Raw genomic sequence first — 20,541 nt, forward strand, 5'->3', positions numbered from 1 at the left:
GACGAACCTCTCGATCTGGGCCAGGTAACGGCCGGTCCATGACAGCGCAGAGAGCGAGCCGGACACCTTGGGGACTGCCCGGCAGGCCCGCTCACGGCAGTTCCTCCTGCTACAAGCGTGCGATCGGCTGCGTGTGGCAGGCATCGGGAGCTATAGTCCACTCAGGGCCGGAGATACTTCGGGTACGGCGATTCACCATCGCACCGGCTCGCCAGGAGGAGACCGGGGTTTCGAGTCCCCGACCGGCTTTCGAGCCGGTTCGTTCAGTTGGCAGGACACCTCCACTCTCACTTCTTCACCCTGACTTCACGGGCGGTCCAGACCGGTCGATGTGGGACTGGTCAGGTGTGTCAGATGCAGGTCTCGGACGCCTTTGACTTCAAGTTGGTCAAGGATGGACTTCTGGCGTGTGCCGAGGTCACTGACAACCTTGCTTGCCAGGTCCCCGGTGCTCGCGTGCTGGTACCAGTTGCCAAGGACCTCCAATGTGAGATCGACCAGGCCCCGTCCGCCCAGTGCGTCAAGTGTCCCGGTCTCGGATTCGAACCGGCCCTCGTGCAGCGCGGTGTTGCGGGTGGCGTAGAGCCATTCCAGCGCGGCTTTGAAGCGGTCCTCGGCCTCCTCGATCCACTTCGCGGTGGCCTCAGCGTCCGAGAGGCGCTGTTGCCAGGTTCGCACCACGTGGGCGGCCCATCCTCCGACGGCGCGGGTCAGGTCATCGAGCGCGCCGACAGCCTCCGCAAGGCTTGAGGGCACTGCCGGGGGCGGCGCCAGGACGTCAAGCCAGCGGTTGACGTCCGCGATTCGTCCACGGCCTCTAGCCTCCGTCCAGCGGTCGAGCACCTCCAGCGGCTGGCGAAAGACGGCCTCGGCCGCCGCGCACTCGCGCGTGCGGACCTTGACATCCCTCTGGCACGCTTCCACCGCCTCTTTGAGGCGGAGTGGGACCGCGCGGCCCTCGGCCGTTGCCCGGTCGTACTCACGCAGCACTCCTGCCCTGCGCTGCTCAGCAAGCGCGAGCGCACTTGTTGCGGCACTGTGCCTGCCGAGCGCCGCCACGCGTAGCTCCTGGTGGGCGGACGTCACCTGCTGGCGCAGGGCCTGCAGGCTCAAAGTCTTCGCGAGGGCTTGCGTTTTGGACTTCAGGCCCAGTGCCTCGAGGGTCGCCCAGCACAAGCCCGTACTGGCCGTCAGGCCCTGCGTGGACCGGGCGATGTGGGCTGTTCGCATACCTTCGCGCAACTGAGGCGGCCAGTGGCCGGTCAGCGGCTTCGCCGCAGCGGGGGCGGACAGGCTTCCCGCGAAGCGCCTTGTGCGCCCCGTAGTCTCCGCGCAGACCAGGGTCTCTTCGCCCAGCCGCAGCTCGGCGAGACGGTGACCGGCCACGTACTGGTCCAGCAGCTCGGCGGCCTTACGGCGACCGATGAGGGTCGCCGCGCCGTGATCGCAGGCGGGCACCCGGAACGTCAACAGCACCGCCTTGGGGCTCCCGCCCGCCCAGGCCCCCCGCTGCTCCATGCGCTCCCTCACCAGCGTGGCAAGGGCGTCCAGTTCGGCCTTCCCGTGGGCCCACTTCTCGGGCAGCCCATCGACCGGGAACTGTACGCAATCGGCGTCCGCAGGCATCAGCCAGCCTGCGGTGGCCAGCCCGGCAGCGCCTTCGACCACCACAACCACCCGAAACGGCGTCGATGCCGGGAGCAGCACATTGACCAGGTCCTTGCCGCCGATCGGGTTCGGCCGGCGCAGGAGGGCGTGCACGTCGTCAAGCAGGAGGTCGTAGTGTCGCTCGCTCGCCAGGCACAGCGCCGCTGTCTCGGCGGCAATCCACGCCAGGCAGTCGTTCGACGGCGGTGACTGCCACGCGCGGGCCGCGAGGTCGGCGATCGCGTCCTGGAAATCGCGTCGGTGGCGGTCCATCACCTTCGCCAGCGCACGACACTGCGCGGGCTGCTTCAATTTGCCGGCACCATCATTCACGATCTTGTGGAGGAAGGCCTTGGCATCGGCGAGACGCTGATCGGTCGCGGCAAAGGCGCAGGCCCTGTCGACTGCGTTCTTCGCGTCGATCTGGATCTGGAGAACCCGGTCCTCGTAGGGCTGCGCCTCGCGCGCATTGGCTGCGGTGCCGCGGGAATGCAGGACCGCGTGCGCCCTGGAGAGCGCGACCGCCGCTGTGCCCGGGGAGGCGGCGTGCTGGGTGAGCAGGCCGCGCGGATCCAGTGCGCGCAGGATCCCGCCCAGTAGAACCTGCTGGCCGTCCCCGATCCCTCGCTGCGCGAAGCGCTGGACCAGATCGGCTTCCGCTCCCACATTCGACATGACCGCACCCTACCTTTCTGTGAGTGGCGAATTCGCGCCCCGAAATGGGCAGTTGGCCTCGCGAAGTCCTAGGGTTCGTCTTCAAACGGATCTGGCCCAGAATAGGAATGACGCGAGACTGATCGCTGCCTCGTAGGAGGTGGCGGTCTTGTCCTACCTGGTGGCGATGTCGCGGAAGCCTTTGAGCCGGTTGACGCAGCGCTCGACGATGTTGCGGCGGGGTAGATCTACCGGTCGAACACCGGAGGCCGACCGCCGCGACGGCCCCGGTTGTGGCGGTATCGCTGCTGGTCGCGCTTCTCGGGAATGGTGTGTGCGATGCCGCGTCGGCAGAGGTAGGCGCGGAAGGCGGCGGGAGCTGCAGGACTTGTCGGCGACGACCTGGTCAGGCCAGCAGCGGGGGCGGCCGAGGCCGGTGCGCGGGACGCGGTGGGTGTCTCACGTTGACGGTCCGTACTGCCCGAAGCGGGAGCTGGCCGTGGCCGCGCTGACCAGCGAGGTTGGGCCCCGCTGCCCACGACCCCGCAGCCGGCTGTGGGGCCGTAGGCGACGGGCGCGGTGGCAGCGTACGAGCGTCGTATGGCGAAGTAGGCGCGGGAATAGGCGACTTGTGCCAGCGTATGCGGGTGCTTGTAGCCGAGGAGGTCGATTGACCGAGCGATCGGAGCGGAGAGTACGCCTGCGGCTAGCTCGCCGACGGACAGCGCCGCAGGTGGTACGGGCCCGGGTGCCGGAACCGAGAGTGCCCGAGCCTGAGGCGCAGCCTGCCACTGCCCCCGAGCCAGAGCCGGAGCCCGAGCTAGAGCCGGAGCCCGCAGCGCTGAGTGTGCGGGAACGTCTACGGAGGGCTGGGTGGACCCACGCCATCACGGTCGGCACAGCCGTACTTGCCGCTGTCGCCGCGATCGGCGGTCTCTGGGCGCAGGCAGTTGCCACGTACTGGACCCAGCAGACGGCGAAGGATCAACTCAGCCAGTCGCGGGAGGACAGCCAGCGCGAGGAGCAGGCTCAAGCATCACGGGTCACGTTCTGGCTGGAGTACCCGCCGTCGGGCGAGGGGCCTGAACTCCACGTCTTGAACCGTTCCCTCGACCCGGTGACGGACGTTTTCCTCGGAGCTCGACGCTTCACCATTGGGCTCTACTCCGCCCATATGGACGGTAATGATCTGCCTCCATGCACTGAGCGGGTGTTCGATACTGACGAGATGGTCTTGGTCCCTCGGAGCCGGCGGGCCAAAACGAGGGGCGGCATGGAGCGCTTCACGCCGATGCGGGTCGAGTTCAAGTACCTGATGTTCGTCGACAGCCACGGAAAGGAATGGGAGCGCTCGCCGACCGTCCTGTACGACCGCTCGGCGCTGAGGGACGACGACCCGGTGGGATCCATCTCTATGGGCCAGCCGCGCGTGAAGGAGGCGGAAAGCTGCGGCGACGACCGCAGTTGACCCAGACATCAAGTCGACGCTCGCCGGTGTGGCGCAGGTGCACAGGATGCTGGCGAGGTTGAACTTGGGCTTGCTGATCGTCGTCTGAGGCGGCGGACTGGGCTGCCCGGCGTCCTGCTCGCGGCCGCGCGGGCAGGGCCGACAAGCTGCCCCTGGCGGGTGATCTTGGGAAGGGAACCGTGACCGGGCGGGAGGCGGGGTTGATCGCGTATGTACCTGACTCGACGTCTGCTCACCATGGCGGCCGCCGTCCTTGCAACCGCCTTGACCGCTGCTCCGCCGACCGCTGCCGCTGCCGCGCCCTGCGCGTCGACCTGACGGGCCGTGCAGAAGGTGGCGGTGCGCAGGCCGGCGTGGAACGGGGGTCCGGTCGCGACGACGCGTTCGCCGATCGTGCGCTACCTGCGCCGGGGCGAGCGGGTGCGGTCGTGCATCGTCGCCGTCGGCCGGGATCCCTGGTCGCAGTACCGCGAGTGCGGCGGCGGGAGCCTGTGGCGGGTCGTGCCCGGAGGCCAGGTACCGTCCGGATGCCTGCGCCGCGCATGAGCAGACAGTCAGACCTGGCGTATGAGGACTCCCTGGTTGCTGTGATCGCGTGCCGTTGGCCTGCAGTCCTGCAGGTATATGCGATGAGTTCTGGGAGCCACGGAAGGATGTTTGACCTGATGTGCTGCTGGTCATGGCCGTGACGGTTTGAGTCGGCCCCACTTGGACGGTTTGACGTGGCCCCATCCGGAGATCGAATGGGGCGGTGTGACGTGCTCAAGTGGCCCCGGCTGTCGGTGCGAGCTGGCTCCACCGGCCTCGTCTGATGGCATGATCGCGGTATGACTGCAGTGTTTCCGCGGACAATCCGGGCCGTGGACACCGATCAGCTGCTCCTGTTGGAGGAGGAAGCGGCGCGGTTGGGCTTCAGCCAGCGGCTCCCGGCCGATTGGCTGCGGGAGCACGTCCAGGCGGCGGCAGTGCACTATCTGTTCCCGGCGATGGAGCACAGGCTCAGCCATCGACCGGAGGTGTCGCCGCAGTGGCGGTGCGAGTTGTTGCTCACGGTTTGGACCGGCGAGGAGGTATTGAGTCTGCTGGACGTCTGGCCCGCCAGTTTCGAGGAGTTGGCAGAGACACCGGACACGACGGCGAAGACGGACATCGCTGCCCGCATGAAGCGGGCGCTCAGCTTGAGGGAGTGGGCCGAGCGGGGGCGCTGATCCTGTTCCAGCGTGGGTCGCGGGTGCAGAGGACAGCCTTGAGCTGCTGCTGGGCCCTGGTATGTGCGAGGCGGTAGGACTGGGTGCCGGTTTCGATGATCGCTCGGTTGAAGGTGAGGCGGTCGACGATCGCCGCGCAGAAGCCGGGGTCGGTGAAGGTGTTGATCCAGCCTCCGAACGACTCGGACGCCAGAGGCGGGTGATCGAGCGGACCATGCCCTGGTTGACCAGCTACCGCAGACTCAGCCACCGCTACGAACGGAAACCCGGCACCTGCCTCGCCTTTCTGGACCGGCAGCTGTCATCTGCTGCTACAAACGGCTCCTCAAACTGACCGTGTAGGACACCGTCTAAAGTGCAGCGACCGCCTCGGTGATGCGGCAGAGTGTCTCGACGGAGCGACGGAGGGCACGCCAGGAGGCGAAGCACACGAGAACACCGGCGAGCGCCGAGGGCCACCACCAGAGGCCGACGATGGTGAAGGCGAGGCCCCAGACCACAGCCTCGCATGCACGGTCGAACGCGTCGCGGGTGGCGATCAGCGCTTCCCGGGCGGGGTCTGGGGCGGTCAGAACCAGGGTGGTCCAGCTTTCCGCAATGTTGGTGCCTGCCGTCTGCTTGATCCGTTGCTCGGCGGTCCGCAGGCGGTTGCTGGACCAGGTTGGACTGGTGGGCTGGTCAGGAGAGATCCGTGCGCGGCGCGCGTCGAGTCGGGCGGCTCGTGTTTCGTGCCCATTGGCGCGGGCCCGGACGGCCTCCACGGCGATTCTTTCGCGTTGCGACCAGCGGTGGTGGTGACGGTGAGTGAGCTGCTGTGCGAGCGGGGACAGCCACCAGGGCCAGGCCCCACATGTCAGTGCGGCGACCGCACTCGCTGCGAACGGCACGGCAAAAGCGGCCGCGGCCGCCGCTGAGGCGAGCAGGACCAGCACCGCGACGCTGCTGGAGGTGAGGCCTTGGTCGGGCCGCAGCCCGGAGGCAATTCGCTGGCAGGCGAGGTTGAGATCCGACCAGCGCGCCCAGCCGAGCTGCCCGCCCCCAACCACAGCCACCACCACGAACAGGGTGGCAGGCAGCAGGCGACGCAGCAGCCAGCCATCAGGGATGCGCTTTTGGAGTTCGACGAGCAGACCCATCGTCTAACTGGCTGTTCTCTATCCGGCCGTGTGATCGGTGGGGTTCGAACAGGGGCCTGGTTCGGGTGAGTTGTTCTGTGTGCAGGCATGGAAGAAGGGCCTCTTGGTAGCTCGCGGATGTCGAGTCCAGCGAGAAGCAAGAGGCCCTGTTGTCGAAGTGTCGCGTGGTCACGGTTGCCGAGTCCAGTTGGTCCACTCGTGGGTGTGACTGCCTCGCCCACAGGTTCGGGAACGCGGCCGACCGGCCGGATCGCCGGCCCCGGTACGGCTCGGACATGAGCGATTCCGAGTGGGCTCTGGTGAAGGATCTGCTGCCAGTTCCGGGCTGGCTGGCAGGCCGGGGCGGCCGACCGGAGGGCTACTGCCACCGGCAGATGATCGACGCGGTGCGCTACCTCGTCGACAACGGCATCAAGTGGCGGGCGATGCCGTCCGACTTCCCGCCCTGGCCGCGTGTCTACGCCTTCTTCGCCCGCTGGCGGGACGCCGGCCTCGTGACCGAGTTGCACGAACGGCTCCGTGAGGCCGTCCGCACCAGCGAGGGCCGCGGCCCGGAACCCAGTGCCGCGGTCGTGGACTCGCAGTCGGTGAAGGCGGACGCCACCGTCGCCCACGCCTCACGCGGGTTCGACGCGGGCAAGAAGATCAACGGGCGCAAGCGGCATCTGCTCACCGACACGCTCGGACTTCTGCTGAACGTGCTGGTCACACCGGCGTCCACGACCGACCGGGACGCCGCCCGGATCCTTCTGCCCGCGGCAAAGGAGGGCTTTCGGCGGCTGACGCGGGTCTGGGCCGACGGCGGCTACACCGGCCACCTCACCGACTGGACCAGCCGGCATCTCGGGCTCGTCCTCGACGTCGTCCGCCGTCATGAGGACGTCCAAGGTTTCCAGGCACTGCCCCGCCGCTGGGTCGTCGAAAGATCCTTCGCCTGGCTCCTGCGCAGCCGGCGTCTGGTCCGGGACTACGAGCGACGCACCGACACCAGCGAAGCCGTCATCCGCTGGTCGATGATCGCACTCATGAGCCGCCGTCTGGCCGCCCGACATGATCAACCTGTTCCGACGGCGGCGTCGTGAACCTTCCCGGCTTCGCCTCCACCAGCCAGCCCCGTTCCACCAGCCTCTTCAACCGTGCTCTCGCACCCTCGACGCGTGAGACGGAGGCACTGTCCCAGCCGAGTACCACCGCTGTCCGCCGGGCACCCAACCCCTCGACTCCGGCCTCCGCCGCGGCAGCCATCACCGCCCGGTAGTCCACCGACAGATCCTCGACCCCGACCGCGTTCTCCCGATGCGGCACCGCACGGCGCGGACCCACCGGCTTCTTCCGCGACGGCCCGCCGACCACCACGGCCGGCGCTTCCTCCTCGGCCAGCGCCTCCAGATACTGCTCGAGCCCGATCACCCGACGCCTGAGGACTTCTTCGGCGTCCGCCAAGTCCGCCCGCACCCGCTCCAGTTCGGCTTCGAGCTCCTCCACCCGCACCACCGCGGCCTTCCGCCGCGCTTCCAGAACCGCCCGCATCGACGGCATCCGCCACCCCCGCAACATCTCGACCGGCAACAAGCCGAGACTTCCGCGACAGATGCCATCCCATGTCTGACCAGCGGAATCCGCACACAAGGTTCGGAAAGAGAACGACCTCTAACTCAGTCCACTGGGCGGAGTGGCCCGCCGGTGAGTGCGCACAGCGGGCCGGGCGAATCAAGGGTGTTGCCGTCCGGCAGGTCCACGCGAGGGCAGCCGCCGGTGGGGCAGACCCAGCCGACTGCTCTGGGCGGTGGCCCGGCTGGCCAGTCGCCGACGGACATCGTGGAGCCCAGGCCGAGGCCGCCCGGGATGTTGGCATCTACGGCCGCTGTGTGAAGGCTGAGGATGGCTGAGCGCCAGGCGTCGGTTGCGGGTTGAGTGTCGCGGACGGCGGTGAAGTACCTGGTCCAGTCAGCGGGGCTGAAGGCTGTGCGCAATGACTCCGCGTGGCGGCAGAGGTATTCGAGAGCATCCTCGTAGGCGCTTCTGTTCCTGGCGTCGCGCAACACGGTGCCCCCCGCGGATCCTGCCGAATTTATGAAATACCACGCTACGCCACACTACGTTGAGTCGGTGAGTGAACTTCACAACCGCGTTCTGGCACGGCTGTTGACCGCGCGGAAGACCGACAGTCCCGCGCCCTTGCGTGTTCCTGAGGCCGTCGAGGAGGCGTTCGCGCTGCTTTGCAGGGCGGCCCCGTGGCCGGAGGCAGCTATCAACCTGGAGGTGGTCCACGCTGTCCTGTGGACGTTCCATCTCCGGCACCTGGGACCCAGCGACCCTGACGCGGCCCTGAACACTGCCGTCGTGAGCGCCGCGTTCGGCTTCCTGTACCCGCGTGCACCTGAGCACATGGTGTTGCCGGCGGTCGCCGTCGAGGATGCCGATGCTGCCCCGCTTGTCGAGGCCCGCTTCGCGCAGCTCGTCGCCGACGCCCACCACTCGGCCGCCTCCGAGCCCTGGTCCGGGGACGCTGGGCAGATGGCTGCGCTGCAGCGCGCATTAGCCTGGTCCGCGCAGGCGAGGCGGCTCCTTCCGCTCGAACTTGCCCCGAATGCCGAGCTGGAATTGAAGGCCCTCGAGATCGAGTTGACCCGGTTCGAACTGGACGCCGATCCCGACGCACTGGCCCGCGCTGCCCGGCACGGGCAGGTGGTGTGCGACGTGCTGTCCGCGAGCGGGCCCGAGCGCATGGACCCAGACGTGGCCGAGACAGCCGCCATTGCCCTCAGCACGATGGTCCACGCCGCCCAGGTACTCGGGCGGCCCCCGCTCAACGAAGTCGACCGGATGATCGATGCCATGCCCTCTGGACCGCTCCCGCCCGAGACCCGGGATCTGCTGAGCGCCGTGCGGTGGCTCGAAGGCTACGCGACCTCGTGGACGGGGCAGTTCGACCTGCAGATGGGGCTGATGTCCACACGCATCGGCATGCTCAATCACCATGCCGGATGGATCGCCGGCGCCGTACGTCGGCTGCGTGCGGCCCTCGACGCCACCCCGGTCGGCCATCCATCCCGTATCGCAGTCATATCTGCACTGGCCGACGCCCTGGAGGCATTCGCCCACGAACGCGGGGACGCGGCAGCAGCACGTGAGGCAGCCGACCTGCGGGCCCAGGAGCCGGGAGCTGACGCGACCCGACACTACGGCCTCGACTTCCTCACTCGCCTCGGATTGGCAGACGACTTCGACTTCCCCGACGCCGACTTATTCTTGGATGTCGACGCGTTCCTCGACTCGGGCGACTTCCTTGACGACCCGGCGACACTTGAGGAACACGCTGGCGGACAAAGGGAGACTCTGCAGATCGGTGGGGAACTCGCCGAACTCCTGGACAGCATGGTGGCATGGGTCAAGTCATCAGGTGACCCCCTCGAATATGCGGTCTCCGAACAGCAGATCGGACGGTTCCGCTCGGCTCTCGGCGCTGTCCCTGCCGATGACCCGCGCCGTCACCTGTACGTCGCTGTGTTGGCCGGCCTCGTGGGCACTCGGGCCTGCGAGCTCCGTACATCTGAGCCTGGCAGGGCCGCCGAACTGCAAGCGGAAGCTGATTCCCTGGCGGCAGAGACCGCTGCCATCGCACCGCCCGACCTGACGCTGACCGGCTTCCTGGCAGACGGCCATTACCGCATAGCCCTGCAGATCGCCGTCGTCGATGCCGTGAACTGCGAGCCAGACGGTACCGTCGATGATCCGGAACTCGCGCTCTCCGCAACCTTGCTGTCCAAGTACGCCGGCTTGCAGCCCGACGACCCCGCCAGCGATCACAACATCGCCATCATGCGTGAGGCCATGGGGCTCATCCCCGAAGACGACACTGTGCGGCGGGCATACCTGTCGGAGGACCTCGGTGCTGTCCTCCGCGACCGGTTCGGCTCGACCGGCGACCCGGCCACTGGCAATGAAGCCGCAGCGCTGCTGCGCTACGCCCACGCGCACTCGCCCGAGAGCTCTGCACTGACCGACTTCTTGCTGGCTCAGACCCTGACGCTGATCTCGATGGACCGCAGCGACCCGGCAGCCGCGCGCGAGGCCGCAGCCGTTCTGGCCGAGGCGACCGCGCGGGACGCGTCAGCCGCCAAGACCCAGGAGGACGACGGTGCCGAAGCCGAGGACCCGGGACATGAGGTCCGGAAAGCCGTCCTGATCGCTGATCTCGAATTCCACAACGCTGTCGTCAACTATTTGCTCGGCCATGATCCAGCTGAGCTCGACCGGGCCCGGCAGATCGCTGTGCGGCTTAAAGATCTCGGCACCAGCGTGGGCGGTGATGTATCACGCGAGCTGGGGCTCGACGTGATGGGGGACAGCTACCTGAACTTGGTGAACGGAATCGGCCCCAATGGTGGGCTCCACAGGAGTATCACCGATGACCAGGTGGACCGATGCCGGGCAACGCTCGCCCAGTGCCAGCCCGGTCACCCCAAACGGAACTACGCTGCGGGGGCGCTTGCCCGCGCGCTCATCCAGCGGGCCCAAGGGTTCTCGGACATGCCGCTGCGCGCGTTGCCGCTCCTTGCCGAGGCCCTGGACGCCGCCGACGTCCTTGCTCTGGAAGGCTTCGAAGACTCCGCTGACAGCCTGCGGCTTGAAGCCGCGCGGGCCCTGGACATCATCCTTCAACTCCCTCCGCCCGTGGAAATGCCAGAGCCTCAGGATGACGCCGTCCAGGAGAGCACGGAACCTGCCGACCCCATCGCGGATGCGATGCGACGGCTCCGGCATCTGCCGCGTCCAAACGGTGACCAGGCGCAAGTCGATGCCGCGGCGATCGCGCCCGTGTACCACGCACACCTGGAGATGGACAGGGCGACCCATGCCATGAAGGGGACAGATCCACGCTTCCGCGTCGCGCTTTCCCATCTGGATGCGGCCGTCGGGATTCTGTCCCGGATCACTGACCGGGGCAGTGACCAGCAGTCTGCCGAGCATGGGCTGATGTCCTTTGACGGGGTGCTTCGGACGACCATCGCGGCAGTCTTGCTGGTGATCGGCCTCCGAGATGACCGCGGCCATATGCGGGTGCCGGGATTCGACCTGACCGCGTTGCCACGCGCCGCCCTTGCCCACGCGAGACCCGCTACCGGCCCTGACGTGGACCGGGCCCTTGAGGTGCTGGAACGTGGGCGAGGCCTGCTGCTCTCTCGACGGATCGAGACGCGGGCCGATCTCACGGCTCTGCGGACCGCGTACCCCGAACTGGCGGGCGAGTTCGAGCAACTTGCCGAACGCATCACCGCTCCTGCTGGTCGTGTCCCCGAGCGGACCCGGTTCGAGGCACTGGAGGCATCACGTTCCCTCGACGACCTCGTCGAACGCATCCGTGGGCTGCCCGGGTTCGACAGCTTCCTCCATCCGCTCACCGCCGGCCAGTTGCGCGGTCTGGCCTCCCACGGGCCAGTGGTGCTGCTGCTGGAAAGTAAGTCTCTCTGTCAGGCCGTCGTCGTCACGGAGCAGTCGATCACAGCATTTCTCCTCGATGTTGAGAGCCACGAGCTGGCGAAGCAGGCCAGGCAGTTGCGCGATGCGATCCAGGCGATCAATGCCCGAGGTAGGTTCCGGCCGTCCCCCGCCGAGCTGATGGATGCTGCGGCGACGCTCCAGCGGTGCCTGTCCTGGACGTGGCACAGCATTGCCCGCCCTGTACTGGACCACCTGGGCATAGCAGCGCCGGTATCTGAGGGCGGGGACTGGCCGCGGATATGGTGGGTGCCAACAGGGGCGTTCAACGTCCTGCCCCTGCATGCTGCTCAGTGCACTATCGCGGACTGCGGTTTACAGGGGTGCGGTGCCGCGCTCGAAGCCGTTGTGTCGTCCTACGTGCCAGGGTTCCAGGTTCTGGCACACGCGCGCAGACAGGCTGCGCAGCGCGAGCGGCGCGCGGATACCCCCTCTGACGGTGCCCTTGTCGTCGCGGTCTCCGACGACGAGCTGCCCGGTGTGGAGGCAGCGGCCCGCTACGCTGCCGAAGTGCTCGAGGCGCCAGCTCCGCTCGTTGGTGCCGCTGCCACACGCGCCGCCGTGCTCGACGCGCTCGAGGGCGTCCGGTGGGCGCACTTCGGCTGCCACGCCTCCGCCGATCCGGCTGAGCCGTCTGGCGCCTGGCTAGACCTACCGGCCGGTGAGCGGCTGTCCATTGTGGAGATCTGCCGGGCCCGGCCAGCTGCAGCCCGTCTGGCCTTTGTCACGGCATGCGGTACGGCACGTACCTCGGACCGGCTCAGCGATGAGGCGATTCACATCGCAAGCGCGTTCCTGCTGGCGGGATTTCCTGCTGCGGTGGGCACACTCTGGGAGATCGATAGCGTGCACGCTGAACAGGTGACCCGAACCTTCTATCAACACAGCATGGGGAGGTCTGACGGCCCTGATGACAGCGCACACGCTCTGCACCGTGCCGTCCGTGAGCTGCGCCGACGACTGCCGGGCCAGCCGCACCACTGGGCGGCATACGTGCACGCGGGCGCATGAGATCCGGTGCCCTCGCCGTTCATGGACTTCCCTGCGGTGCGGTCAACACGGTTGGCCAGCTCATATCGGCCAGAGGTGTCGCCGATGAAGCGGTTCTTGCTGTACGTGAAATACCACCAGATCAAAAAGCCCGAGTTGGCGGATCGAGGGCCCGCATGCCGGAAGGCCTGATGGGTGGCATCCCTGGGCTGCGCAGATGATCGTGACCCATGCGGGTGTCAGGTGACGGGGTCCGGGTGGGCTGCGAGCCACAGCTGCAACTCGCGATGCCGGAATTGGTAGGCCGGACCTGAGTACCGCATCAACCCTGTGTGGCAACTCCAGTCGAGGAACCGGGCCAGGCGGAACGGCACTTTCCTAAAAGCGCACAAAAGGAACACCAAGTATCTCCACGCACAGCTCGCGGAAAGGAGGCTGCCTGCCAGGCCAGCCGCAATCCCGCCGCACAGCCTCACCGTCAGCCCTACGGCCAGTCCCGACGCCAACCCGACTATCAGCCCAGCCACTAGGCCCGCAACCAGACCGAGCCGTGCGTTCTCGCCGATGACCGCACCGGGCTTGGCAGCGGAATTCTGCGCTGCGCCCAATGCCTGTGTCACCGCCACCAGCAAGAAGAACACCCCCCATGCCAGCCCCCCTGCCAGCCCGGTCCCCAGCGCGACCGTCTGCACGGTCGCCATTCCGAACATCAAACCGACGGGCAGCACGACCACATACAAGGCGAACAGGTAGGTGATCCCCCCGCAGAACAGCGTGAACAGCGTCCCCATCACCAGGTCGTTTGTTAATTGCCTCCACCCTTCGGCGGTCGCCAGCCGGCGAAGACCGAGACGCCCCGCATCTCCTGGTCCGGCGACTATGTAATTGATCCCGATCATCAGGGCTAAAACTCCGATACCGCCGGAGGCGATGTAGGCCACGGGCACAGTGACCTGAATCGGGAACATAAAGGATAAATGCACGGTCGTGGTGACCTGGGCGAAGAGCACGAAAGGCAAAGGAAGGAAAATGATCAGGGTGGTCAGAAGGGCGCCGCAAGTACGGACCAGAGCTTGTCCGGCCAGTGGCCACAGACTGCCCAGGTCGATGTCGGTGCGGGCCGGAGTGGAGGGAGTCGGGGCGAGGTGGGTAGCGAGTTGGTGGAGCCAGTGGTGGATCTGGCGCGGGTCGTATCTGTGAGGGTTGGCGTCTTCGCCGGCTGCCGAGGTGACGGCAGTGATGTAGCGGCCTAAGAGGTGGTCGTCGAGGTCGCCAGGGGTAGTGTGGGCGAGTACTTCCGCGGGGTCACCACTGCGGTGGTAGACGGTGGCGGTCAGACACAGCCTCCACGGCGTCGACAGCAGTACCGCGTGCACGGAACCCGGCTGAGTGGTGATGTGATTCAGCAGGGGCTGCCAGCGCGGCAGGTCGCGAGCGCGGGCCGCCAGGTAGGCAACCGCCGGGCAGGCGTCTACCGGGGCTACAGCGATACGGGCCGAGTCCAACAGGGGATCCATCGTGGCAAGGGCGTCATAGTGCGCGGTGCGGCAGGTGAGCACCAGTGGCGCCGCCGCCCCAGCATTCTGATATTTGCTGAGTTGCTCCAGTGCGGCGCGGGCCCTGGGTGCGGTCGGGTCGGGGTCGCCGTTAGTCAGGGGCGGATCCATTTCGTCCAGGCCGTCCAGCAGCGGAAGGACCAACTCGTGGGCGACGAGATTTTCGGCAACTGCCCGCTGCATTTTGAAAGCATCGACCAGCCGTTGTACGAGAACATCGCGTAGGGGAATGTCAGTGTCCCACTGAGCCAGCGGGACCCGCACCGGCACCGGGTCAACGGTGTCACGTTTTGCAATCAGGCCGAGCAGGAGTTGCAGAGCGAGCACGGTCTTGCCAGCGCCTGGGGCGCCGGTGATGACCAATCTAGCCGGGCGAGTGGAGCGGTAGTAGGCCGTGATGTCTGGGAGCCCCGTAGGGGGGTCCGCAACGGCGAGCCCGGCCACCGGCGCTTGTGCTGCCCGCCCCGGACTCGGCACACGGTCGTAGTGCAGGTCGATCCGCGCAGTGTCGCTGCCCAGCAGCTGCGTGAGGACCAGACCCTCGCTCGTGGCCACCAGGCGAGCCAGCGTTGCCGCCTGCTCCTTCGCACGCGCCGCGTCAGCACCGTCGCGCGGCGCGCGCAATTGCGCAAGACCTACCACCAGGCTGGCTACGGCGAGAGGGACACCCACCACCGTTGCGCAATCCGCAGGTTCGAGCTGTCCACGCGATACCTGCCAGACCGCATATACCAATGCCGCGGCTACCGATCCCGCGCACACGCCAGTCGCCAATTGCAGCCAGCGCCGACCGCTTCGCCCCGTAGCTGAGTTCACAACTCTGATACTTGCCAGCTCGCCCGGAGCTCCACGGGCAGACTGGTGTGCTGTTCTCAAACCGTGACAGGCGGTCCCGAAACGGGTTGTCATGTAGCCAACTGAAGTGCTGAGTCACAGAAGCGGTCTGACTGAGCACTTCAGTTGGCGAGTGCGCGAACCTCGTGGCGGGCTGAGCGTCGGGCCATGGGGCTGGCCGGATGAAGATCCCGTCCCCAGCCGGGTCTGGCGATCCGTCCGGGTCGTGTACTTCGTCACCGCGCTGCGCACCGTCGTGGTCGTCGCGTACATCGAGGTCTAACCGCCGAAGCAGCCCGCGTGCCCTTCCTCGTTCAGCAGCTCTCTGCCCACCGCCAGCTCACTGCGCTGCACACCATCGTGCAGTGCGACATCCGGTAGGGAGCCGTGGTCAGAGAGTGGGGTGTGCGGTGAGCCAGTCCTGTAGTTCCCGGTGGCGGAACTGGTACGCCACACCGGAGATCCGCAGGATTCCTGCCTCGTAGGCCCACTGCAGGAAGGCTCCGAGATGCCAGGGCAACCGGGTTCGGGCACAGCAGAGGAAGACCAGGTAGCGGCGGCCAACCCCAGTGAGCCAGTACAGCCCGCCCGCAAGCCCGATCGCAAACCCGGCGCCGAGCCCGACCATGAGCCCGCCTGCGAACCCGGCACCCAGTTCGCCCGCGAACCCGACCGCGAACCCGGCGCGGAGCCCACCCACGACCCCGCCCACGACCCCGGTCGCGAGCGCGACACCGACCCCGCCCACGAGCCCGACCACGAGATCGTCTCGTACTGGATAGCGCGGGTCTGTTGGCGGAGCAGCACTCAGGGGTGCCGCGAGTCCGGTCACGAGCCCGACCATGAGCCCGGTCGCGAGCCCGACACTGAGCCAGCCCACGAGCCGGCCCGCGAGTCCGGTCGCGAGCCAGCCCGCGAGTCCGGTCACGGGCCCGACACTGAGCCAGCCCACGAGGGTCTGGGATGATGCCGCCGCTGGCCCGCCAGACAGTTCCCAGGGCGACGAGTGCGAACCCTGCGGCGCTGACCTGCTGGCGGGGTGAGAAGCCGATACGGGTCTGGGCTAGGGGCAGTGCGGCGAAGGCGAGGGCAAGGAGGGCAGCGAGCAGGGCGTCGGCGGTGCGGACGCGTCGGGGACCGGCCATGGGCCACAGCTGGTGGAGCACGATGTCGGTGCCGCTTCCGGCTGATGTGGGGATGGTAGTGGTGAGGTGGGCAGCGAGCGTGGCGAGCCAGTGGTGGGCCTGGTCGGGGCGGTAGCGGCCAGGGCGGGTGGGGTGCTGATGGGCGGCCGCGGGCAGGTAGCGGGCGAGGAGGTGGTCGCGGACCGCGCTGGGGGAGCCCATGGTGAGCAGGTGGTCCGGTTCGCGGAGGTAGGCGAGCGTGTCGGGATGGCGTTCTTCGTAGGCGGTAGCGGCCAGGTTGAGGCGCCAGGGGGTGGCAAGAGCGCGGGCCAGGGTGCCGCCGGGCGCGGTCGTGAGCATGTCGATGACAGGCCTCCAGCGGTCGGGGCTGGTGCTACGGGAGGTGAGATACGCGGCGGCCTGGCCCGGGGAGACGGGGTCGAGTTCGATACGGGCGGCCTCACGCATCCGCAGGTCCAGGGCGGCCAGGTCCTCGTACTGGGTGATGCGGCAGGTGAGGATGGCCGGAGCGCTGCCGGTGGAGTGCTGGTAGTCGTTGAGTTCCTGCAGGGCGCGCGCGGCGCGGCGGCGGCCGGCCGGGTTGGCGTCGGTGTCCATCTCGTCCAGGCCATCTAGCACCGGCAGGATGCGGTGCCTGTCCACCAGCACGGCCGCGTCGGCGAGGGTGATGCCCTGGTCCCGGAACTGCTGGTGGACCTGGTGGGCGAGCCATTCCTGCAGAGGGCGGTCGGTGTCCCAGCCGGCCAGAGAGAAACGGACCGGGACAGGGTCGGTGTCGGTGCGGCTGGGGTGGGTCAGCATGCCGAGGATGAGGTCCAAGGCGAGCAGGGTCTTGCCGGCGCCCGGTTCGCCGGTAATGGCCAGACGAGCGGGGCGCAGGCCCTGGTAGTAGGTGACGATGTCGGTGAGGTGGCCGTGAGGGGCGGCGCCGGTTGCGTTGTTCGCGGGCTCGATGCGCTGATGGAAGGCCACATCGATGCGATGAGCGCCGGGCCCGATCAGCTGGGCGCGCTGTCGGGTCTCGGCCGCGGCCACGGCGGCAGCCAGCGTTTTGGCCTTTGCGTCAGTATCCGCTGCGGCCTCGCGGCGGTCGTCACGGTAGGCCGCCCAGGCCAGGTAGGCGCCCGGCAGGGTGGGGGCCAAGGCGATCAGCGCGGGGTACAGCCGCGTCACCTGGGACTGCTTGGACAGCCACAGCGCCAGCGCCACGGTGGCGACCTGCAGGACTACGTAGATGAGGGTAGGCCGGGCGGGTTCGCGATCGTTGCATAGGTTGCATGGTTGCCAGCCCGTCGAGTAACAGCAGACGATCGTCACCTTCGGCGCCGAATTGTGACAAGACGCCATATGCCGACGCCGTGCAGAGAGCAGGTCAGCTACCCATCGCCTCTCTTAGAGGTCGTTTCATCCTGTTGTTTCATCCCTGAATGCGGCTTTGGTGTGCTGGTGTCGGGTCGCGCCAGGAGATGGTGTTCTCGCTGGTGAGGCGGCGGGCCATGAGGTCGGTCATGGCGATGTGGATCATGGCTTCGGAGCGGGCGGGCAGGGTTTCGTAGTCGCGGGCCAGGCGGCGGTGGAGCATCAGCCAGCCGTAGGTCCGCTCGACTGCCCAGCGTTTCGGGATCGGGGTGAATCCCCTGGTCCCGGGCTTGCGTTGAGTGATTTCCATGTCGATGCCGAGGGTGGCTGCATGCTCGACGAGGTGCTGACGGTAGCCGCCGTCGACCCAGACCTTGCGTAGGCCGGGGTGGCTGGCGGCGGCCTGGTCCAGGAGGGTTTTTCCGGCGGTGGAGTCCTGGACGCCGGCCGCGGTGACCAGCACCGCCAGCAGCAGGCCGAGGGTGTCGGTGATGATGCTGCGTTTGCGGCCCACGATCTTCTTGCCCGCATCGATGCCCTGGCTCGCGGCAGGGACACTGGTGGAAGTCTTGACGCTCTGCGCGTCGATCACGCAGGCCGAGGGCTCGGGGCTCTTTCCTTCCTGCTGGCGCACCAACTCCCTCAGCAGACCGTTGAGCTGGGCGAAGACACCGTCCTTTTGCCATCTGGCGAAGTAGCCGTAGACGCTCTGATGCGGTGGGAAGTCGTGCGGGAGATAGGCCCACTGGCAGCCGGTGCGATCCACGTAGAGGATCGCGTTCATGATCTCGCGCAGGTCATGCCTCGGGGGCCGGCCGAAGTCCAGAGCCCGGCCGCGACGCTCGAAGCGCCAGGCTGACAGCACCGACTCAATCAACTCCCAGCGGGCATCGGACAGATCACTCGGATACGCACGACGTTCCGTCATGACCTGGACATACCGCTGCCCGGGGGCGTGCGCCCAGGCGTGCACCCTGCCGCGTCGAAGCACGGAACAGACCTGGACGTCCTGGAATGAGACAGGCGCAAGCAGACCTTCATCCCATCCGTCACACCTCCAGCCTCACCGAGAAGAACCGCCTCCACAGACTCACCAGCAACACACCAAGAGGCGGAACAAACCAACCCAGAGTGCCGCACTCAAGATGAAAACGACCTCTTAAAGAGTGTTTTTCCCGGCGAGGTTGTTTGGTTCGAGGTTCAGGTGTCGCGCCAGTTGGGGGTGGATTCGCTGGTGAGTCGTCGGCTCATGAGGTCGATCATTGCGACGTGAATTATGGCTTCGGAGCGGTGGGGGTCGGTTTCGTAGTCGCGGGCCAGGCGGCGGTGATGCATGAGCCAGCCGAAGGCGCGCTCGACGATCCAGCGCCGCGGGATCACCTTGAAGCCTTTGACGCCCGACTCGCGTTGGTCGACTTCGACGTCGATGCCGAGGCGGGCGCCGTGGTCGATGGCTTTGGTGCGGTAGCCGGTGTCGGCCCATGCTTTGGTCACGCGAGGGTGAGTGGCGGCGATGTGGGACATCAGGTGCATGCCGCCGACGTTGTCGGAAACGCTTGCCGCGGTGACCCAGGCAGCGAGGAGCAGACCGAGAGTGTCCACTCCGATATGACACTTGCGACCTGCGATTTTCTTGCCGGCATCAATGCCTTGGCCGGCCGCGGGCACGTTCGCGGAGGTTTCACGCTCTGCGCGTCCAGCACGCACAGGCCTCAGGATGTGAGAAGCCCGCAGCGCCGGCAGTCTCGACCCCGATTCCACCGCCGAACTCGATGCCCTCGACACGATCTGGGGGCAAGCCCGACGCCTCCCGGCGTGCTCACTTCGCCGCCGCCGCCGACGACCACCGCACTCGCGGCCACCTCGCCGCCCCGGTGACCACTCCTGTCGGCGCCTGGTGCGCAGAACAACGCCACCGCGCCACCAGAAACGCTCTCACCCCCGCCCGCGCCACCGCACTGACGGTCCTCGCCCCGTTGTGCCAGGCCAGCTCACCACAAACGACCCGTGCGAACCCTCAGAAGCCTCCTGCCCACAGGAAACTCGATCTTGCCGCACCCGCAATAGAGTCGCACCGGACCCTCAGCAGAGAGGAGAAGGCACATGGCCGAGACCACTCCGACCGGACCAGAACGACCGGAGTTCACGAGCGGACCGGAGACCGCCAGAAGCCGTGAGGAAACGGCTCTCCAGCTTTTGCGCACAGCCCGTCGGGCCCGCGGCATGCTCGGGGACCTCACCATGCAGGCCGAACTCAAGGCGACAGCGACGGAACTGGTCGGACAGCTGCGAGGGTTCCTCCCGCCGGATTCACCGTGCACGGTGCCGAGCACTCATCGTGAGCTGCAGAGCCTCATCGACAACGCGGCCTGGATCGCGGTCATGATGCGCTCCCACAACTGGGTCTCCTGCGGACTCTCCGACGACTTGATCCAGCAGGAGGCAGACGAGCCCGTACATGCGGGAGAGCGGACGGCGGCAGGGACCATAGACGCCCTGGGGAAGGCAATGCTGCCCGGTTCGGGCATCGAGGGCTGGGTAGGGGAGATCGCCGCCGAAGCCGCGCGCGGTGACAAGCACCTGTCAGCCGTCGTCAAGGCGGCCAAGTACGCCCTGCACCCGACTCCGTTGCTTGTGCTCAACGACACGACACGCATGCTCGGTGAGGCGGTCTACGCACGAAATGTCAGCAAGCTTCGCGGCTACGTCGCGAGCGTTCAGGCAATCTTGGCTCCCAAGGGCGTCAGCCTTGCCGCGCCAGTCGTCGAAGAGCCGAGCCTCGACGAGATCAGGATCAAGGCAGTTGCCATCGCAGCTGCCAGGAGGAAGTTGGGGCGGGGCGGCCGCGGCGGCGTCAGTCTGTGAGGTCGCTCCGGAAGCGGTGGCGTAGTCACTCGGCTTAGGGAAACTCCTCCCGCTGTGGACGGCAGGAAAATCGTTGGGCTGAATCCCTGGTCGTGATGTTGTTCGGCAGCCCCACACCGTCGGTCGGGGCTGGCTGCCGCTGCGACCGCAGATGCCGAGAGTCCTTATCGAGGTTGG

The 20,541-nt window shown here is 67.4% G+C and carries 13 protein-coding genes and 4 pseudogenes; 8 read left to right on the forward strand and 9 right to left on the reverse strand.

Features of this window, described 5'->3' with window-relative positions; all coding sequences use genetic code 11:
• Positions 1-306: 306 nt before the first annotated feature.
• On the reverse strand, positions 307-2,322 hold the full coding sequence (locus OG485_RS43635; protein WP_328663248.1) for a hypothetical protein: 2,016 nt from the start codon (positions 2,320-2,322) through the stop codon (positions 307-309).
• Between the two features lie 742 nt (positions 2,323-3,064).
• On the opposite strand from OG485_RS43635, the gene OG485_RS43645 reads away from it, so the two are divergent.
• The 3 genes from OG485_RS43645 to OG485_RS43655 all read left to right on the forward strand — a co-directional run bounded on the left by OG485_RS43645 (position 3,065) and on the right by OG485_RS43655 (position 4,977).
• Complete coding sequence (locus OG485_RS43645) at positions 3,065-3,769, forward strand: hypothetical protein (protein WP_328663247.1); 705 nt, start codon at positions 3,065-3,067, stop codon at positions 3,767-3,769.
• Between the two features lie 339 nt (positions 3,770-4,108).
• A complete protein-coding gene (locus OG485_RS43650; protein WP_328663244.1) occupies positions 4,109-4,315 on the forward strand; it encodes a hypothetical protein in 207 nt (68 codons plus the stop codon).
• 314 nt (positions 4,316-4,629) lie between these two features.
• On the forward strand, positions 4,630-4,977 hold the full coding sequence (locus OG485_RS43655) for a hypothetical protein (protein ID WP_328663243.1): 348 nt from the start codon (positions 4,630-4,632) through the stop codon (positions 4,975-4,977).
• Here the strand turns inward: OG485_RS43655 and OG485_RS43660 are convergent.
• A pseudogene (locus OG485_RS43660) lies at positions 4,943-5,167 on the reverse strand (ATP-binding protein); the annotation flags it as partial. The gene OG485_RS43655 and the pseudogene OG485_RS43660 overlap by 35 nt on opposite strands.
• Between OG485_RS43660 and OG485_RS43665 the strand changes: the two are divergent.
• Positions 5,147-5,319: pseudogene (locus tag OG485_RS43665) on the forward strand (IS5/IS1182 family transposase); the annotation flags it as partial. The pseudogenes OG485_RS43660 and OG485_RS43665 overlap by 21 nt on opposite strands.
• An 8-nt stretch (positions 5,320-5,327) precedes the next feature.
• Here OG485_RS43665 and OG485_RS43670 read toward each other — a convergent pair.
• On the reverse strand, positions 5,328-6,113 hold the full coding sequence (locus OG485_RS43670; RefSeq protein WP_328663241.1) for a hypothetical protein: 786 nt from the start codon (positions 6,111-6,113) through the stop codon (positions 5,328-5,330).
• A 275-nt stretch (positions 6,114-6,388) separates the two neighbouring features.
• On the opposite strand from OG485_RS43670, the gene OG485_RS43675 reads away from it, so the two are divergent.
• The gene (locus tag OG485_RS43675; RefSeq protein WP_328663239.1) at positions 6,389-7,195 is read left to right on the forward strand and encodes an IS5 family transposase; all 807 of its coding nucleotides are present in this window, start codon (positions 6,389-6,391) and stop codon (positions 7,193-7,195) included.
• Here the strand turns inward: OG485_RS43675 and OG485_RS43680 are convergent.
• A complete protein-coding gene (locus tag OG485_RS43680; RefSeq protein WP_328674192.1) occupies positions 7,137-7,643 on the reverse strand; it encodes a hypothetical protein in 507 nt (168 codons plus the stop codon). The genes OG485_RS43675 and OG485_RS43680 overlap by 59 nt on opposite strands.
• A 579-nt stretch (positions 7,644-8,222) precedes the next feature.
• On the opposite strand from OG485_RS43680, the gene OG485_RS43685 reads away from it, so the two are divergent.
• Positions 8,223-12,626: a CHAT domain-containing protein gene (locus OG485_RS43685; RefSeq protein WP_328663233.1), complete on the forward strand. Its 4,404-nt coding sequence runs from the start codon at positions 8,223-8,225 to the stop codon at positions 12,624-12,626.
• Between the two features lie 218 nt (positions 12,627-12,844).
• On the opposite strand, the gene OG485_RS43690 is transcribed toward OG485_RS43685, so the two are convergent.
• On the reverse strand, positions 12,845-14,833 hold the full coding sequence (locus OG485_RS43690) for an NACHT domain-containing protein (protein WP_328663231.1): 1,989 nt from the start codon (positions 14,831-14,833) through the stop codon (positions 12,845-12,847).
• Positions 14,834-15,128: 295 nt separating this feature from the next.
• Here OG485_RS43690 and OG485_RS43695 point away from each other — a divergent pair, with 295 nt between their 5' ends.
• Positions 15,129-15,278, forward strand: a complete 150-nt coding sequence (locus OG485_RS43695) for a hypothetical protein (protein WP_328663229.1) — start codon at positions 15,129-15,131, stop codon at positions 15,276-15,278.
• Positions 15,279-15,386: 108 nt separating this feature from the next.
• On the opposite strand, the gene OG485_RS43700 is transcribed toward OG485_RS43695, so the two are convergent.
• The 4 genes and pseudogenes from OG485_RS43700 to OG485_RS43715 form a co-directional block, all read right to left on the reverse strand.
• A complete protein-coding gene (locus tag OG485_RS43700) occupies positions 15,387-15,923 on the reverse strand; it encodes a hypothetical protein (RefSeq protein WP_328663227.1) in 537 nt (178 codons plus the stop codon).
• A 661-nt stretch (positions 15,924-16,584) separates the two neighbouring features.
• Positions 16,585-17,487, reverse strand: a pseudogene (locus OG485_RS44190) (NACHT domain-containing protein); the annotation flags it as partial.
• 70 nt (positions 17,488-17,557) lie between these two features.
• Complete coding sequence (locus OG485_RS43710) at positions 17,558-18,427, reverse strand: IS5 family transposase (protein WP_328663222.1); 870 nt, start codon at positions 18,425-18,427, stop codon at positions 17,558-17,560.
• Between the two features lie 272 nt (positions 18,428-18,699).
• Positions 18,700-19,205, reverse strand: a pseudogene (locus OG485_RS43715) (transposase); the annotation flags it as partial.
• Between the two features lie 397 nt (positions 19,206-19,602).
• On the opposite strand from OG485_RS43715, the gene OG485_RS43720 reads away from it, so the two are divergent.
• Positions 19,603-20,364 (forward strand): hypothetical protein, encoded by a 762-nt coding sequence (locus tag OG485_RS43720; RefSeq protein ID WP_328663221.1) that lies wholly within the window; start codon positions 19,603-19,605, stop codon positions 20,362-20,364.
• Positions 20,365-20,541 lie beyond the last annotated feature (177 nt).

It is taken from the genome of Streptomyces sp. NBC_00328, assembly GCF_036139655.1.
Classification (GTDB): domain Bacteria; phylum Actinomycetota; class Actinomycetes; order Streptomycetales; family Streptomycetaceae; genus Streptomyces.

Excerpts from the sequence above, each read along its gene's own strand:
- OG485_RS43635 (WP_328663248.1), bottom strand. The coding sequence starts at position 2,322 with ATGTCGAATGTGGGAGCGGAAGCCGATCTGGTCCAGCGCTTCGCGCAG.
- OG485_RS43670 (WP_328663241.1), bottom strand. The coding sequence starts at position 6,113 with ATGGGTCTGCTCGTCGAACTCCAAAAGCGCATCCCTGATGGCTGGCTG.
- OG485_RS43675 (WP_328663239.1), top strand. The coding sequence starts at position 6,389 with ATGAGCGATTCCGAGTGGGCTCTGGTGAAGGATCTGCTGCCAGTTCCG.
- OG485_RS43680 (WP_328674192.1), bottom strand. The coding sequence starts at position 7,643 with ATGCGGGCGGTTCTGGAAGCGCGGCGGAAGGCCGCGGTGGTGCGGGTG.
- OG485_RS43710 (WP_328663222.1), bottom strand. The coding sequence starts at position 18,427 with ATGACGGAACGTCGTGCGTATCCGAGTGATCTGTCCGATGCCCGCTGG.
- OG485_RS43720 (WP_328663221.1), top strand. The coding sequence starts at position 19,603 with ATGGCCGAGACCACTCCGACCGGACCAGAACGACCGGAGTTCACGAGC.